This is a genomic window from Blautia sp. An46 (assembly GCF_002161645.1).
GTDB lineage: Bacteria > Bacillota > Clostridia > Lachnospirales > Lachnospiraceae > Blautia > Blautia ornithocaccae.
Map to the genome: position 1 here is coordinate 1 of NZ_NFIF01000022.1, position 15,758 is coordinate 15,758.

Below are 15,758 nucleotides of genomic sequence, written 5' to 3' on the forward strand. Positions count from 1 at the left end.
GGATTTGGTCTTTTGCTACTGCCATAAATAAACTCCTTTTCGATAAGAATTGTCATATCTGTAATTCTTACCAAAAAGGAGCCAGGTTTTACCAAAGCCACAAAGTTTTTTACACTACCTTCCTGAATCCTTCCTTTTTCCGTCTATATTTTTCTTCCCGCGAACAACGAGCCAGGCAGATATGCTTACATGTCCATTTGACTATTTTACCAGATATACATCTGCGTAATTTACACCAAGAGCATTGGCTCTGTCATGGTCATTTACATAGATATCAATACGGTTGCCTTTAATAGCGCCGCCGCAGTCCTCTGCGGTAAACACATGACCGTTGATGATCACCTGTGTGCCATATGGTATCACATTTGGATCTACAGCAATAGTCTGGCCCTCCACTACAGGTGTTCCCGTAGCGGTAATTCCTGTCTCTACATCACAGCAGATCTCGCAGGAACAGTAATAGGTCAGTTTGTAATTGCCCAGATAATCTCCATACATATCTTCTGTGGCATTTACTTCTGCAATATCACCGCTGGAATATACATAGCTGGTATCATCCAGGACCCTTGTTGCCCACACTGCATTTGCTGTATTCAGGTTTCCCTGTACAATGCCGTATTTTGAACCCATTGCCTCAACAGTCTTGCCGTTTCCGGCATAAATTACTACATGGTAAACATATCCGTCTTTTGCATAAAAGATTAAATCTCCCGGCTGGGCATCTTCCACCGGGATCTTAGTGCCGTACTGGGCCTGATCTGCCGCAACCCTTGGAAGTTCCACTCCATATTCTTTATAAATACTCTGAACAAAACCTGAGCAGTCCGCCCCTTCTGTAAGGCTTGTACCGCCCCACACATATGGATTCCCAATAAACTGAGAGGCAAACTCTACAACAGAGCTTCTCACTTCTCCTCCGGGAACTCCGGACTTCACAGAAGTGAGGGTATAGTAGCAGGCCTGATTCTCACTGGGCTCCACAAGCTTGTTTGCTGTTGTATAGTTTTCTTCTCCTGTCTGCTCTACAGCAGCCTTTACAGCTTCATCATAGACGATATACTGTCTGCTTACAAAGCCACGGACATCTCCAGATTCTATGTACACCCAATCCTGATCTTTATCTGCAAGGATATAGCAGAGACTTCCCTGAGGAAGTGTACCTATGATCCTGGTATCTGTGCCTTTTCCCTCTCTTACATTCAGAAGACTTGCAGTGGTCACTGCATAATCCTTATCCACAACTGTCTGATTTACTGTAGCTCTCAGATAGAGGAAAGCACTGTTTTCCATCCATGGCACCAGTTCCTGGGCCATAGGTGCTGTTCCTTCAATTCCTGTATATTCTGTTCCCTCATCCTCTGCTTTTTTCTTCGCTTGCTCCTGATATTTGGTAAGAAGCTCCTGAGCTTCATCACCGGTCTTTACCTGCTCTGTCTGAACAAACCCTCTTACTCTGCCAGACTCTACATAAAGCCATCCATCTTCTTCCTTCAGGATATAGCACAATCCGTCTTTTGACAGGCTACCAATACTTCTAGACTCCTGGGACATTTCTTCTTTAATCTCAATATTATTAACAGCAAAGGCATATTTTCTGGCTACTGTCCAGAATCGGAAGTCCTCCACGATTACCGGCAGCTCCACAATCTGCTGATTGGCTACAAGCTCTTCATTTGTAGAAGGCGCCTCCTCACTTACTGCTTCAATCTGAGGAGAGCCATTTTCCAGAAGGATCACATAACCATTTTCATCCAGGACATACTGATATCCTTCCGGCAGTGCATAGCCAGTTCTGGCCTCATAGGCTTCTGGAGTTTCATTCTGTGGCTCCTCCTGGACAGGTTCTTCCGGTATGTCTGTTCCCTCTTCTGGAGTTTCGGTTTCTCCTCCTTCTTCCGGAGTCTCGGTTCCTTCTCCCTCGCCTGGAGTTTCTGCTTCTCCTCCTTCTTCTGGAGTCTCGGTTCCTTCTCCCTCACTTAAAGTTTCAGCTTCTCCTTCTTCAGGGGCTTCCTGTTCAGTCTGCACATCAGCCTCAATCACTGGAGAGCCATCTTCCTGAATGATCACATAACCATTTCCGTCTAATATGTAATGATATCCACCTTCCAGGACATACCCTGTCTCAGCCTCATATGCTTCCGGTGTCAGCTGGTCTCCCGGAGCCGCTGCCCAAACATTTCCCGGAACTGCCATGGACACTGCAACGGAGAGAGCAAGCACTTTCTTTAGTTCTTTAAATTTCAATTTCCATTACCTCCCGCCATTCGCCTACAAAATCTCAATTCCTGCTTCTTCGCATACCTTTATCGTTTTCTCATCCCAAATGGAGGACTGTACTTCTCCTATATGGGCTTTTTTCAAAAGCAGCATACAGATCCTGGACTGGCCGATTCCTCCGCCGATGGTCAGAGGAAGTTTTCCCTCTAGAAGCATTTTGTGGAAAGGAAGTTTTCTCCTTTCATCGCAGCCGGCTTTGGTGAGCTGCTCATCCAGGGATTTTTCGTCTACACGGATACCCATAGATGAAATTTCCAGAGCACACTGCAGAGGCTCATGCCAGAACAGCAGATCTCCATTTAACTTCCAGTCATCATAGTCCGGCGCCCGTCCATCATGCTTTTCTCCGGAAGCCAATAAATCTCCAATCTGCATAATAAAAGCAGTTTTATGTTCTTTTACATAAAGGTTCTCCCTTTCCTTTGGAGAAACCTCTGGATACATATCCTCCAATTCCTGAGATGTAATAAAAGAGACCTCTCGACAAAGTTCAGTATCCAGGTTTTCATACTGATATTTTACTTCGTCCAAAGCATTACAGATAGCCCCTGCAATACGGTTTACTGTATTCTTCAGATATTCCAGGTTTCTGTCTTCCCTTGTGATAATTTTTTCCCAGTCCCACTGGTCTACATAGACTGAATGAAGATTATCCAGCTCTTCATCTCTGCGGATAGCATTCATATCTGTAAGAAGGCCTTTTCCTACATGGAAGTCATAACGGTACAGGGCCATACGTTTCCATTTTGCCAGAGAATGTACTACCTGAGCCTGGGTTCCCGCATCCGGGATATCAAAGGTAACAGGTCTTTCCACACCATTCAGGTCATCGTTTAATCCAGAAGCCGGATCAACAAAAAGAGGCGCAGTTACTCGCTTTAATTTTAAAGCCATGCACAGTTTCTTTTCCATAAGATGCTTGATCGTCCCTATGGCCTCCTGAGTCTCATAGCTGGACAAACAGGAACGATAGTTTTCCGGTATTATCACATTGCTCATATTTTCTCCTCCCATCACCGGCAATATATCTTAACAACTAATCAATAAATTCTATTTCGCTGCTGTAAAATAGCAAAATTCTGATTACTATTTTAGTACAAAACCATTTGTATGTAAATATAAAGTTTTTCTTATGTTTGAACTTCCCAGGGAAATATGATATCCTATTATAAATACACTTTTGGAAGGAGCGATTATCATGAAGATACATGAATCGGCGGAAAACTACCTGGAAACCATCTTAGTAATCGGGAACCGCAAGCCCCAGGTACGTTCTATTGATATTGCCAATGAACTGAATTTTTCCAAGCCCAGTGTCAGTGTGGCCATGAAAAATCTCCGTCTGAACGGATATATTCAAATGGATCATGAGGGATTTATTACCCTTACTCCCTCCGGCAAGGCAATCGCTGATAAAATATATGAGCGTCATCGTCTTCTCAGTTCCTGGCTTGAACAGCTGGGCGTAGATCCCAAAACTGCTGCTGAAGATGCCTGTAGAATGGAGCACGTTATAAGCTCTGAAAGTTTTGAGGCTATTAAAAAGCACACTCATCTCATGGAAGAAAAAATGCAGTCTGCCAAAGAAGCATAGCTGCTTCTTCATATACTGCACATCTGGCCTGCCTGCCAACAGAAAACCGTTCCGTAAAATCCTGATATTATCTGAATTTTACGGAACGGTTTTTTATGACTCCACTTCTTTTTCCTGTTGGATTTTTTCCAGCTGATCAGCAATTTTTTTCTTTATGCCGTTCATTTCCTGATAGGTGGCTGCAAGTTTCTGCTGAGTTTTATTCAGTACATTCACATATTCTGCAATCTTGTACTGTACTTCAGACACAGCACTGCGTACGCCTTCATAGTCTGCCCTGCTGCCTATATTTCCTTCTGCTTTCTCCAGTTTTTCCCGGAGGACCTTGTTTTCTTCCCGAAGGCGAAGGATTTCTCTGGCCAGTTTGTCTTTAATGGCATTCTTCATCTGTTCTGCTTTCAGATATTCCTGCTGGGTAAATTTCTGCTTTTCTTCTGCCATAGTCAGGGCATCCTGAAGACGGCTGTTTTCCCTGGCCAATCCTTCCAGGCGCTTATCCTGGTCCTCTGCCAAAGCTGCGCTGTTTTCTTCCTCCTGCCTGAGCAGCTCTTCCAGTTCCTGAATGCGGCTCTGATATCTCTTTGTTTCCTCTTCATGGGCACGGCTCATCTGCGACAGCTTGTCATTCATGTTTTCTACATATTCCAGTACATCATCTTTTTTGTAACCGCCTACTGCGGTCCTGAATTCCAGTTCTTCTCCCATTATCTATTCTCCCCTTTCTTCCCTTCACTGCCAGCTTTCTCCGCTGGAGTGATTCCTTATCCAGTCATCTCTTAAAGCTCCATAAAGTTCTGCATTTGTGGCTGCCTGATAAGGCAATGCCCAAAAAATTCCCAGAAGGCCGCATGTAAAGGCAGATCCGATCCACCAGCCTAAAAAAGAAAGATCCAGTCCGAAAGCTTCCAATTTCTGTCCCATCATCATTTCTTTACTGATAGCAAAGGCATCTGTACTGCTGATATCCGGCTGTTCCGCCAGAATATAGGGGACCATCCTGTACTCATAGCTCTTTACAATCCCCGGAATGATCAGAAGCAGCGTCCACAAAAATGTGAACAGATTTCTAAGAAACATTACAAGCACTACATTTCCATAATGGCCGGACTGAAACCCAAAAAGGATCTTGGAAACCCCTGCCTGATAATCCCTGTTCTCTACATAAAACCTGCAGGCTCCCATTTCCAGTACCGAAAACACCAGAATCTGTACTAAAATGACCACTGCCCCGGGGATAAGAAACCATAAGGCAAATGTAGTATCCTCCAACCATCTTTCTATGCTGACAGACCCTCCGGTCCCGGTTATCAGACCAACGATCAGGCTCACCAGCACACAGTTCCCGTAGTTCCTGCGAAATTTTTCTTTTCCGTCTGCTTTCAGACCCGCTCTGTTCCAGTACATACGACCCCCTCCTCTCAAATCATATATTACTGTTTTATTCTAACATGTATTCTACCGGTATAAAAGTGAATTTTTTATTACATAGAAAAACATCATTTCTTCTTAGCTGTTATTATCATAAAATTTTTCCAAAATATTTTTTAATTTTATCTTGACATTTCAAATTTTATCCCTTATAATCATTACTGTTGCTAAGGACAGCAACGAATTTCATATGTGCGTTTAGCTCAGCTGGATAGAGCGTTTGACTACGGATCAAAAGGCCGGGGGTTCGAATCCTCTAACGCACGGTATCAACCCTTATGTCTCAGGACATAGGGGTTTTTGTTTTATCAGAAAACCATTTATGAAAGGAGTTCCATATGCTTACATCAACTCAGCTTCGGCAGCAGCTTTCCTCCATAAACAGAAAAAGCTATCCTGCATATAAAAGTTTAAAAGGCATCTATCAATTTCCTGACTATCTTTTATCTATTGACCATGTACAGGGCGACCCTTTTGCCTCTCCTTCCCACGTAAGTATTTATGTTTCCAGAAAAAGAGCAGCTTTTCCGGAATTCTGTTTTTCATCTTCTCCGGCCAGGATTGCTGTTCAGGACCTGCTCACACGTAAATTTGAAGAGCAAATTTCCGCTTACAGTTTCCGGGCAAAAGGTTCCGGCAAAAGCGGTCTCATCTCTATTACCCACTGTGGACAGGAAATTCTGGAACGGACGGCCTGTCAGGTTACCGATAAGGAAATCATTGTCCGCTTTACTGTCGGCTTCCCTGCAAATGGCAGGACAATCAACGCACCAGAGCTTGAAAAAATCCTGTTTGACTTTCTTCCCCGCTGCGTGCAGAAAAGCCTGTACTATAAAAATATTTCTTCAAAAAACGTAGAGGAGACTGTATTTCTCGCAGAAGATCAGGAATATATCCGCAAAGAACTTCCCAAAAGAAATCTGGCTGCTTTTGTGGCTGATCACTCCATTCTTCCCAGACAGAGCGGTATTTCTCAGAAACCCTTGAAAGGAAGTATCCCCTTTCTTTCCCCGGAAACACTCCAGATAGAAATGAAGCTTCCCCACAAAGGTATAATCCGTGGAATGGGAATCCCAAATGGCATCACTCTTATTGCCGGAGGAGGGTATCATGGAAAGTCCACACTTCTGAACGCCTTAGAAAGAGGCGTTTATAATCATATTGCAGGAGATGGGAGAGAATACGTGATCACGGAACCTTCTGCACTGAAGCTTCGTTCTGAAGACGGGCGTTTTATCAAAGATGTGGATATTTCTCTATTTATCAATGATCTGCCTAATAAAAAGGATACCCGTTGCTTCTCAACTCTGGATGCCAGCGGAAGCACCTCTCAGGCCGCCGGAATTGTAGAAGGAATGGAAGCTGGAACTAAGCTCCTGCTTCTGGATGAAGATACCTCTGCCACCAATTTCATGGTCCGGGATACTTTTATGCAGGAAGTGATAAGCAGAGATAAAGAACCCATCACTCCATTTCTGGAAAGAGCAAGGGACCTATATGAAAAGGCTGGCATTTCCACTATCCTGGTAGCAGGAAGTTCAGGTGCTTTTTTCCATATTGCAGATACGGTAATCCAGATGGACAGCTACCGGACTCTGGACATTACAGAAAAAGTTAAAAATCTGTGCAGAAAGTATCCCCTATCTTTCTCCCATGTTCCGGCTTTTGCCATGCCGAATTTTAATAGAGTCATGACAGCGCCTCCGGTGAAAGGAGACGGATACAAAGAGTTAAAGCTGAAAGTTCATGGAAAAGATTCTTTCTCTCTGGGTAAAGAAACCATAGATTTAAGATATATCGAACAGATTGCCGATTCAGAACAGACCGCCGCACTGGGACAGCTGCTGAAATATGCCAGGGAACACCTTTTAGATAATAAGCGAAGTCTTTCTCAGGTAATTTCCCTTCTGGAAAAGACGCTGGATGAAAAAGGACTGGCCGGTATCTGCTCTTCCTCTTATATCCCCTGTGGTCTGGCAATGCCCCGGAAGCAGGAGATTTATTCTTGTTTTAATCGTTATCGAAGATAATGCCGGGGAACTTTTTATTGTCATGAGTAAAAAGGCCGCTGTATTTGTGCAGACTTTCCTCTATACGGTGTCTGCATAAACACAGCGGTCCCTCTTTATTCTGAGACTTTCTAAGCTTCTGCTTTCTTCAAAATTCCTACTCCAATAGGATAAGGCCCTGTATGGACTCCAATGGTAGCGCCTATCCGCATCTGCGGCCAGTTTTCTGACGGGTAGCCTCTTTCTGCCAGCTTCTGACCCAGATAGTCTTTAAAGGTCTTGTACTCCGGAACATCCAGACCTACGCCTGTGACCAGATGATACTCCTCAAGATTTATTTTTTTCTTTTCCAGATACTCGACAAACATATCTGCTACCTTGAACAAGGATTTCTTTCTGCCTCTGCAAAGCTCTGTAGAACCCAGTTCCCCGTCATAATACTGGAGCAAAGGTTTTATATTCAGCATACTCCCGGCCAGAGAAGCCGCCTTTCCGATCCTTCCTCCATGTTCCAGATATTTCAGATCCTTTGTGGTAAAAAAGATATGTCCTGTATTTCTGATCTTCTCCAGGGCTTTTACTGCCGTTTTCAGATCCAGTCCCTTATTCCTGAGCCTGACCGCTTCTTTCACAAAAAGCCCCTGAGCCGCAGTTACCAGCTGAGAATCCATCACATAGATTTCTGCCTCAGGATGCTCTTCCAACAGTTCCTCCCTGGCATTTATTGCAGACTGCATAGAGCCGCTGAATTTCTTTGTCAGGCAGACGCACAGTACCGGCGTACTGGTTTCTACAAAGGGAAGAAAGGCATCCATATAATCCTGTACAGAAGGCATAGATGTCTTGGGATAGCAGTCCTGATTATCTGCCATTTCCTGATAAAAGTCCGTAATGGCTATATCCTTTCCTTCTCTCAGATAATTTTCCCCATCAAAGGATACATAAAAAGATACGATGGAGACCTTCTCCTGCTCCGTATACTGAAGAGACAGGTCACAGGAGCTGTCGCTGACAATACCAAATTTCATTTTTCATCCGTCCTTGTCTTTCTTTTTAATATCTGTTATCATCTACAGTAAATGTTACAATTGTAACACTTTATTTTCTGAAAAACAATATTTAAAATCTCAACTGTTACAAAAAGGAGAATTTTGTTCATGAATACTTCATCGAAAAATCCTTCCAAAGAGTTTACAAAAAACTGTATAATGGATGCCCTTCTCCAACTTATGCACACCAAAGAATATGAGCAGATTTCTATCTCTGAACTAACTCAGAAAGCCGGGGTTTCCCGGATGTCTTATTACCGCAACTACAACTGCAAAGACAGTATACTGATTGATTATATGCACCGGATTTTAAAAGAGTACGCAGAGGAGTTAAAAGGTCCTTCTTTTCGTTCAGATTTCCAGACCTACGACCATATCCTGCGAAGTCTGAAATATCTTGAAAAATACAAAGATTACGTGCTGTGCCTGAAAAAGGCCAACCGCTCGGAAATCCTCCTTCAGGGATTGGATCTATATATGCTTTATGTAACAGAATCTCTGGAAAAATCAGCTCTGGAAAAATACGATCTCTACTACTATTCCGGAGCTCTTTACAACATTTTCATGCATTGGATCGAAGACGACATGAAAGAAGACATCCAGGTTATCGCCTCTATTATATATGAACATGTGCGGCATAACCGTTTCAATGACAGACAAAGGAGGTAATCCTCTTAGCAAAATCAAAAATGCTTCAAGCCTTCCTTGCAACGGCTTGAAGCACACTGTAGTGTAATGGGCGATGGTGGATTCGAACCACCGAAGGCTTTGCCAGCAGATTTACAGTCTGTCCCCTTTGGCCACTCGGGAAATCGCCCCTAAATTTTCAGTTCTCACAAATTATAGCATACCCTGACCGAATTGCAAGTGTTTTTTTCATTTCTTTCAAAGACTGCAAAAGGAACTGTGGCATTCGTCATATATCAGTAATAACATGTATAAGTATTCTCACTTTTAACTAATGCCACAGCTCATTTAAATACCCTGCTATCTTTCTATTCTTCCTGATCCAGCACACATTTCACAATGATTGCTCCATGGGAAGGAACCTCCAGATGGATAACTCCGGCCCTGCACTCATGAATTTTCTTTACAAGACTGTATCCAAAATCTCCAGTCACCATCAGCTGTTTGAATTTACAGGTTCTGGATCTTGGAATCCCCAGTTCCCACACAGACAGCTCCACCATCTTCGTCTCATCGCTGTTATTAATGGTCACCACAGTTTTCTCCCTGTCTGTAAATCTGCCGTAACTGATCTGCTGATAATCATTTGCCAGAAATTTTACAGATCCTCTCAGCAATTCACGATTCTCCTTGTGTATCCGTATGATATCTTTATGAAAAGCGATCAGTTCCTGGTCTTCTCTTCCCCAAGGATAGGTTCTCCGATTATCCGGGTCGGTAAAACCGCAGAGTCCTGCTTCGTCTCCATAATAGATGGTAGGCGCTCCCGGCCATGTCATCTGGATTACCACAGCCTCCCGGAAGACGGCCTTGTTTATATCCTGCTGGGCAGCTTCACTTCCCAGATTTTCTACCCGTCCCACTTTATGATTGGTTCTTGTAAGGAAACGGGAGTGATCATGATTAGACAGCTCATTCATGGCAGTCATCAGCGAAGGCGCATAGAAACTGGCCATATGATATTTCATAGAGCCGATAAAACAGTCACTATTTCCCAGCATGCCCTCGTTAAATTCATCACTGTGTTTCTCCATTCCTGTCAGGAACCAGGTTACCGGCTCCATAAAAGCATCATAGTTCATCACAGTGTCCCACTGGTCTCCTTCCAGCCAGGACCTGGCTTCTCCATAATGCTCTGCAAGGATCAGAGCGTCAGGGTTAGCCTCCTTCACATTCCGACGAAATTCTCTCCAAAACTGATGATTGTACTCATTGCTGTGTCCCAGGTCTGCCGCAACGTCAAGACGCCACCCGTCCACATTATAGGGGGGAGAAACCCATTTTCTGGCAATACTCATAATATAATCATAGAGTCTGGGAGACTCTTCATAATTCAGTTTTGGCAGAGTGTCATGTCCCCACCAACCGTCGTAGAACTGGTTATAGGGCCAGCTATACTCATTGTGAAAGCGGAAAAAAGTACGGTAAGGACTGTCCTGAGATATATAAGCCCCCTTCTCATATCCTGTCTGATTCTCGTAAATCTGCTCTCTGTCCAGCCATTTATTAAATGAGCCGCAATGATTAAATACTCCATCCAGGATTACTTTCATGCCCCTCTTATGGATTTCTTCCACAAGACAGACAAAAAAAGCATTGCTGGCTTCTAGATTTACTTTGTCTGTAACTCGTTCTATATATTTGGTAGCATGGGCATTTTCCATATCCCCATCGGTCAGGACCTCTCCCCCGTCTTTCACGATTTTTCCATAATGAGGGTCTATATAATCATAATCCTGGCTGTCATACTTATGATTGGAAGGAGATACAAACAAAGGATTAAAATAGATCACATCCACACCCAATTCTTTCAGATAGTCCAGTTTATCCAGAACTCCCTGGAGATCTCCTCCGTAAAAATCCCGGACATCCATAGCCTGAGGAGGACGGTTCCAGTCCTCTACCTTTTTTACATGTTCATCAATATATGCATACTCACCTGACACCACATCATTAGACGGGTCCCCGTTGCGGAATCTGTCTACAAAGATCTGATACATCACTGCTCCCTTTGCCCAGTCAGGAGTCTTAAATCCCGGAACAATACCAAAACAGTAGTGGTCGTCAATCTCTCTGGTCACTCCAATCTGGTTATAATAGCAATGAATTTTTCCGGAAATAATCTCAAAATAGTAACGGATAGTCTCATTTCCAAGTTTCACATCCGTCCCATAATAGTCAAATCCGTCTTTTGAGTTAAGCCATTTCATAGGCTGTCTAACATCATCATATACCAGAAAAACAAAGTCCACATTGTTTTTCTTTGTGCGGATACGGATATTCACTGTGTCCCCGGCTTCCGGTTCTGCCGGGGTCCTGTAATTTTCCGTTTCATCGCTGAACACCGCACGTTTATTAAAAGTAGGCCTCATATTGGTCACATATTCCTGAATCTTCCTTGCATCCGTAAGATTTTCGTAATTCATACTGCATCCTCTCCATCTTTTAGCAAAACCTATAAGTGTTTCCTGCTTTGCTGAATTACTTCATATTATTATATGTTACTATTCTATCCCACCGAGTCCATATATACAACTACTTTTTCCACGGATTTTTCGTACATTTTTTAGGTCAGTTTACAAGGAACTACACGCAGACCGTGAAACGGGCTGCTGACAACAAACGGCGCTATGCTCCCGGCTGGGTGCATAGCACCTGTTTGTTGCGGGGGTTTCCAAAGGGGGCAGCGCCCCATTTGGCACACGACTTTGCGGAGCAAAGTGTAGTGTGTTATACGCTCTGTCGGCGTTGCCCTGAAAATACCGTTGCCGCCGGGGAGGGCAAGGGCATTTGACGCGGCAGGAAAGCAGGGCTTTGTTTGGGGCTGGTAAGCCGGAAACAAAGGGCTGATTTCAGCAGCAGACAGGGCGTATTATGAAAGCCCCCGTCCCTCGTCCTCCGCCCCCGGTCTATGGGACAAAAAGTCCCAAAGCTCTGGACACCGTGACCAGATGTGTGGCCACACTCCGGGAAAAGTAGCAGGACGGCAGGAAACCGTCAAGGCTGAAATGAATGGGCTGACGCCCGGCCTTGACCGTTCCCCGCCGCCCCGCTGGATGGGTGGACAAGGTGGCCAATCCCTAAAAGTGTTTGGCCGCACTCGTTCATTTTGGGGCCTTTCTTCTCCCAAAATTGAAATGGGCGGGAAAGCCCTAAAATGGCTTTCCCGCCTTGATTACCCATTAGCAAAGACGGGCGAGACTGTCAACGGCGGCGCTGAAAGCGCCGTTCATCTTGACCGTTGACTGGCTCGCCTGGCTTTGCTACTGCCCGTAAGAGATGGAAAAACAAGATGGAAAACAAGGTTAAAAATGGTTGACAAGTCTATCGGATGTGTGTTATACTGTGCGACAGTTTGAGATTGGAAGGAGGCTTACGTGTGTTAATTTGTGTACGCTAATAAGCAATAAAAAGTAGAAGTACCTTTCCACATGATGGTGGGCTTTTTTTGCGTGCGTATGCAAAGGAACACGTAGGTTTGACACGAGCAGTCTTTGAACTGTATCGTGGTGTTTTTTCGTGCTTTGTTGTTATGCAGGCGTCTGCCCTCTCTGTGGGACAACGCCTGCTTTTTATTGCAGAAACAAAGGAACAATGCAATAAAAAAGGAGGTTCGCATTATGACCCAAAACAACAATTCATGGAGAAAAACTTATTTTACACTTCTTGCCGGACAAGCAATATCCTTTATTAGCAGCGGTATTTTGCAAATGGCCATTATCTTTTATTTGGTTGCGAAAACTAATTCTGCAATCATATTGACGGCGGCAACACTGATTGGATTTTTGCCGCAAGCCTGTTTAGGCCCGTTTGCAGGTGCTTTTGTTGACCGGCACAGCCGTAAAAGCGTAATGATTGGTGCGGATTTGATAATTGCCGCCGCTGGCGGTATTCTGGCGCTGGTGGCGTTTTACATGGAATTGCCCGTATGGTCTATTATGGTTGTCCTGTTAATCCGAAGTGCGGGAACTGCTTTTCATTCTCCAGCATTCAGCGCAGCAACACCTATGATTGTGCCAAAAGAGGAACTTACAAAATGCGCTGGTTACACGCAGACCATGCAAGCAGTAAGTGCGATTATCAGTCCAGCTGCCGCAGCGTTTTTATATGCTGTTTGGCCTCTTAATGCAATTATATTGTTAGATATTGTGGGTGCAATCCTTGCCTGTGTGACTGTTGCGATTTCGTCCATACCAACGCCTGAACTATGTCCAGAAACGAAAAGACAACAGTTTTTACAGGATATGAAAGAGGGGTATGTGGTATTAAAGCAAAACAGGGGCCTCTTTGCTCTGCTCTGGATTGGTGTAATTTATATGTTCTTTTATATGCCAATCAGTACGCTTTTTCCTCTCATCTGTATGTCATACTTCAAAGGAACACCGGCCCATGCCTCTGCCGCTGAAATTGCTTTTGCGGTTGGTATGCTGCTTGGCGGAGTCATTCTGAGCATTTGGGGCGGTTTTAAGAAACGGCGGTACACCATCGGTCTTTCCGTTCTCCTGATGGGCGTTAGCAATATGCTCTCCGGGCTTTTGCCGCCAGACGCATTTCTTGTCTTTGTTGTGTGCTGTACTGTTATGGGAATTTCCGCTCCATTTTACGGTGTGCAAAATGCGATTTTTCAAGAAACGGTCAAACCAGAATATCTGGGGAGAGTTTTTTCTCTACTGACAAGCGCCGCTTCCCTCGCCATGCCGTTTGGCCTTGTCATTTCCGGGCCTCTGGCGGAGCGGCTGGGAGTTGAGAAATGGTTTGTCATTTGCGGAATTGGCATTATCATCGTTGCGCTTGCCGTATTTTTACTACCCGGTTTGAGAGAGATTGACAATACGCAATAATCAACTGCACCTTTTTCTATTACTAAACAAAATGCCTGGATGGTGGTTCTGAAAAACCAGAACCGCCGTTCAGGCATTTTTTATCTTCGTCCTCTCTGCGGTTTTGGATTCTTCAGCAAGTCGGATTTTTCCGCAATCTTTTTCAGCCACTTCCGTTCTTCTACTGACAGCTTCCTAAAATTCAGCTTGAGCCGTTTGCAGATAAACGCCAAGTACGCTTGTTCCGTGTCGCTGTCCTGGCTGACGATTTCACCAGCAGTTTCCAGCATTTCTTTTAGCGGGTTATCCTCTGGGACGCTGAAAAAATCGTCCTTGTGTGTTTCCCGCAGAGCAAGGGCAATCCCGTTTATGTCCCGTTGTATCACATAGCGGCAAAACTCGTCCTCATCAATATGGGCGGTGATAAGCTGTCTTAACTGCGTATCACTCATGCCAGGATTATGCTTTTTTATAACAGTTGCGCTCATCGTGTCCACTATGGCGTTTGCACCCTGCGCCTGTTTCAGTGCCGTTCCGTTCACATAGATTTCAAGGTCAGCCATCAGCCGGGGGAAATCCGGGTGCGCCGCCAGCTCACACAGCAGGGTATTGTCTATCCTCCCGCTTTTCAGCAGGTCAATCATTTCATCACTCAAACGCAGGTCTGCAAGATCGGCGTTTGGGTGATTTTTCATTTCAGACAGCCCCAGCAGATAATCAGCGGTCACACCGTAAAACTTCGCCAGCCGGATAAGGGCATAGTGGCTGATGTCCTTGAAGTCTTCCGTTTCGTAACTGCCCAGCGCAGACTTGGAAAGCCCGGTCTGCTCCGCAAGCTGCCCCAGCGTCAAGCCACGCTCCACACGTAGGTCTTTTAATCGCTCTTGTATGGATAAAGACATATTCACCCTCCTTGCTAGCTCAACGAAAGAGAAGCCGTTATGCTATGTACTATGCTCATAGCATAACGGCATAGGCATTTACAGTTTTATTTTACCATTTGCTACATCTTCACGAAATTTATCAACAAGCTTCGCTGTCAGCTTGGATTTACCGTAGTGTTCAAGTACAAAAGTACGATAACTTTTTCCATCTACAAGCACATCACTTTTTCTGGTCAACAACCAATTTCCGTTACCTCCTCCCTGTTCTCTAATATTCCAGTCTTTCCCATATCTTTTATAGATTTCATCTTTTTTACCTTGAACAGACATTGATTCGCTTGGAATATAAACAATTTGCATAATAGCTCCTCCTTTATTTTGTGCAAGAAGACCAGAAACCTGAATTTGTCTTTTATCTTTTTTTGATTATATCACAAATCCGAGAGCGTGGAAATAGGGAGTTTTTCAGGCTGATTTCCTACCTCTTGGATATACGGCACAGGCGGTCAAAAAGGTGTAGACTTGGGATAGTTCATCGATGGACAAGCACCTTGGAAACAGAACACGCCAAAGAAAACGGAGGGACGCATGAGCAAAAGACCCTATCAACACCTGCCGCCGCTGGAACACAGGCCGGACGGCTCCCCCTACCGCATAACCCCGCCCCAGAAGAGACGAGCCAGCGGCCTGATACGCCGGGAGTGCTGCAACTGCGAGGACGGAAACTGCCTTGCGCTGGACGATGGCGACACCTGCGCCTGTCCGCAGATGATTTCGTTCTCCGTCTGCTGCAAGTGGTTCCGCTGGGCGGTCTTGCCGCTGGACAGGACGCTGGAAGCGGAGATTTACCGGGACAGGGACTTGAAACGCTGTGCGGAGTGCGGCGGTGTGTTCGTCCCGAAGTCCAACCGGGGCAAATACTGCCCGGACTGCGCCGCCAGAGTTCACAGGCGGCAGAAAACAGAAAGTGAACGGAAAAGGAGGTCTGCTGTGGACAGTTAAGAGCGGGA

At 44.8% G+C, this 15,758-nt stretch carries 13 protein-coding genes and 2 tRNA genes; 6 read left to right on the plus strand and 9 right to left on the minus strand.

The annotated features are described in order from the left end of the window. Nucleotides 1-201 precede the first annotated feature (201 nt). Together B5G00_RS15420 and asnA are read right to left on the minus strand one after the other, a co-directional pair. Nucleotides 202-2,244, minus strand: a complete 2,043-nt coding sequence (locus B5G00_RS15420) for an NlpC/P60 family protein (RefSeq protein ID WP_242971386.1) — start codon at nt 2,242-2,244, stop codon at nt 202-204. A 24-nt stretch (nt 2,245-2,268) separates the two neighbouring features. Beyond that, nucleotides 2,269-3,276, minus strand: a complete 1,008-nt coding sequence (asnA, locus tag B5G00_RS15425) for an aspartate--ammonia ligase (protein ID WP_087274348.1) — start codon at nt 3,274-3,276, stop codon at nt 2,269-2,271. A gap of 199 nt (nt 3,277-3,475) precedes the next feature. On the opposite strand from asnA, the gene B5G00_RS15430 reads away from it, so the two are divergent. Beyond that, nucleotides 3,476-3,871: a metal-dependent transcriptional regulator gene (locus tag B5G00_RS15430; protein ID WP_087274350.1), complete on the plus strand. Its 396-nt coding sequence runs from the start codon at nt 3,476-3,478 to the stop codon at nt 3,869-3,871. Between the two features lie 93 nt (nt 3,872-3,964). On the opposite strand, the gene B5G00_RS15435 is transcribed toward B5G00_RS15430, so the two are convergent. Both B5G00_RS15435 and B5G00_RS15440 read right to left on the minus strand, forming a co-directional pair. After that, nucleotides 3,965-4,576 carry a hypothetical protein gene (locus B5G00_RS15435; protein WP_087274353.1) on the minus strand — a complete coding sequence of 204 codons (612 nt, stop codon included), beginning with the start codon at nt 4,574-4,576 and terminating at the stop codon, nt 3,965-3,967. Nucleotides 4,577-4,600: 24 nt separating this feature from the next. Further along, nucleotides 4,601-5,275, minus strand: coding sequence for a DUF975 family protein (locus B5G00_RS15440; RefSeq protein WP_087274355.1), 675 nt, complete (start codon nt 5,273-5,275; stop codon nt 4,601-4,603). A gap of 216 nt (nt 5,276-5,491) precedes the next feature. Between B5G00_RS15440 and B5G00_RS15445 the strand changes: the two genes are divergently transcribed. Further along, nucleotides 5,492-5,565, plus strand: a tRNA-Arg gene (locus B5G00_RS15445). 72 nt (nt 5,566-5,637) lie between these two features. Then, nucleotides 5,638-7,329: an ABC-ATPase domain-containing protein gene (locus tag B5G00_RS15450; protein ID WP_087274358.1), complete on the plus strand. Its 1,692-nt coding sequence runs from the start codon at nt 5,638-5,640 to the stop codon at nt 7,327-7,329. A gap of 110 nt (nt 7,330-7,439) precedes the next feature. On the opposite strand, the gene B5G00_RS15455 is transcribed toward B5G00_RS15450, so the two are convergent. Beyond that, on the minus strand, nt 7,440-8,336 hold the full coding sequence (locus B5G00_RS15455; RefSeq protein WP_087274361.1) for a DegV family protein: 897 nt from the start codon (nt 8,334-8,336) through the stop codon (nt 7,440-7,442). A gap of 129 nt (nt 8,337-8,465) precedes the next feature. Here B5G00_RS15455 and B5G00_RS15460 point away from each other — a divergent pair, with 129 nt between their 5' ends. Then, nucleotides 8,466-9,026 carry a TetR/AcrR family transcriptional regulator gene (locus tag B5G00_RS15460; protein WP_087274363.1) on the plus strand — a complete coding sequence of 187 codons (561 nt, stop codon included), beginning with the start codon at nt 8,466-8,468 and terminating at the stop codon, nt 9,024-9,026. 67 nt (nt 9,027-9,093) lie between these two features. On the opposite strand, the gene B5G00_RS15465 is transcribed toward B5G00_RS15460, so the two are convergent. Further along, nucleotides 9,094-9,175: transfer RNA gene (locus tag B5G00_RS15465), tRNA-Tyr, on the minus strand. 177 nt (nt 9,176-9,352) lie between these two features. Then, nucleotides 9,353-11,470, minus strand: coding sequence for a glycoside hydrolase family 13 protein (locus tag B5G00_RS15470; protein WP_087274365.1), 2,118 nt, complete (start codon nt 11,468-11,470; stop codon nt 9,353-9,355). A 1,194-nt stretch (nt 11,471-12,664) separates the two neighbouring features. On the opposite strand from B5G00_RS15470, the gene B5G00_RS15490 reads away from it, so the two are divergent. Then, complete coding sequence (locus B5G00_RS15490; protein WP_002584949.1) at nt 12,665-13,885, plus strand: MFS transporter; 1,221 nt, start codon at nt 12,665-12,667, stop codon at nt 13,883-13,885. Nucleotides 13,886-13,965: 80 nt separating this feature from the next. Here the strand turns inward: B5G00_RS15490 and B5G00_RS15495 are convergent, their stop codons facing one another. Both B5G00_RS15495 and B5G00_RS15500 read right to left on the minus strand, forming a co-directional pair. Next, a complete protein-coding gene (locus B5G00_RS15495; RefSeq protein WP_002575858.1) occupies nt 13,966-14,766 on the minus strand; it encodes a helix-turn-helix domain-containing protein in 801 nt (266 codons plus the stop codon). 78 nt (nt 14,767-14,844) lie between these two features. After that, nucleotides 14,845-15,108, minus strand: coding sequence for a hypothetical protein (locus B5G00_RS15500; RefSeq protein ID WP_002575859.1), 264 nt, complete (start codon nt 15,106-15,108; stop codon nt 14,845-14,847). Nucleotides 15,109-15,336: 228 nt separating this feature from the next. Here B5G00_RS15500 and B5G00_RS15505 point away from each other — a divergent pair, with 228 nt between their 5' ends. After that, nucleotides 15,337-15,750, plus strand: coding sequence for a cysteine-rich VLP domain-containing protein (locus tag B5G00_RS15505; protein ID WP_002575860.1), 414 nt, complete (start codon nt 15,337-15,339; stop codon nt 15,748-15,750). The last annotated feature ends 8 nt before the right edge of the window (nt 15,751-15,758 follow it).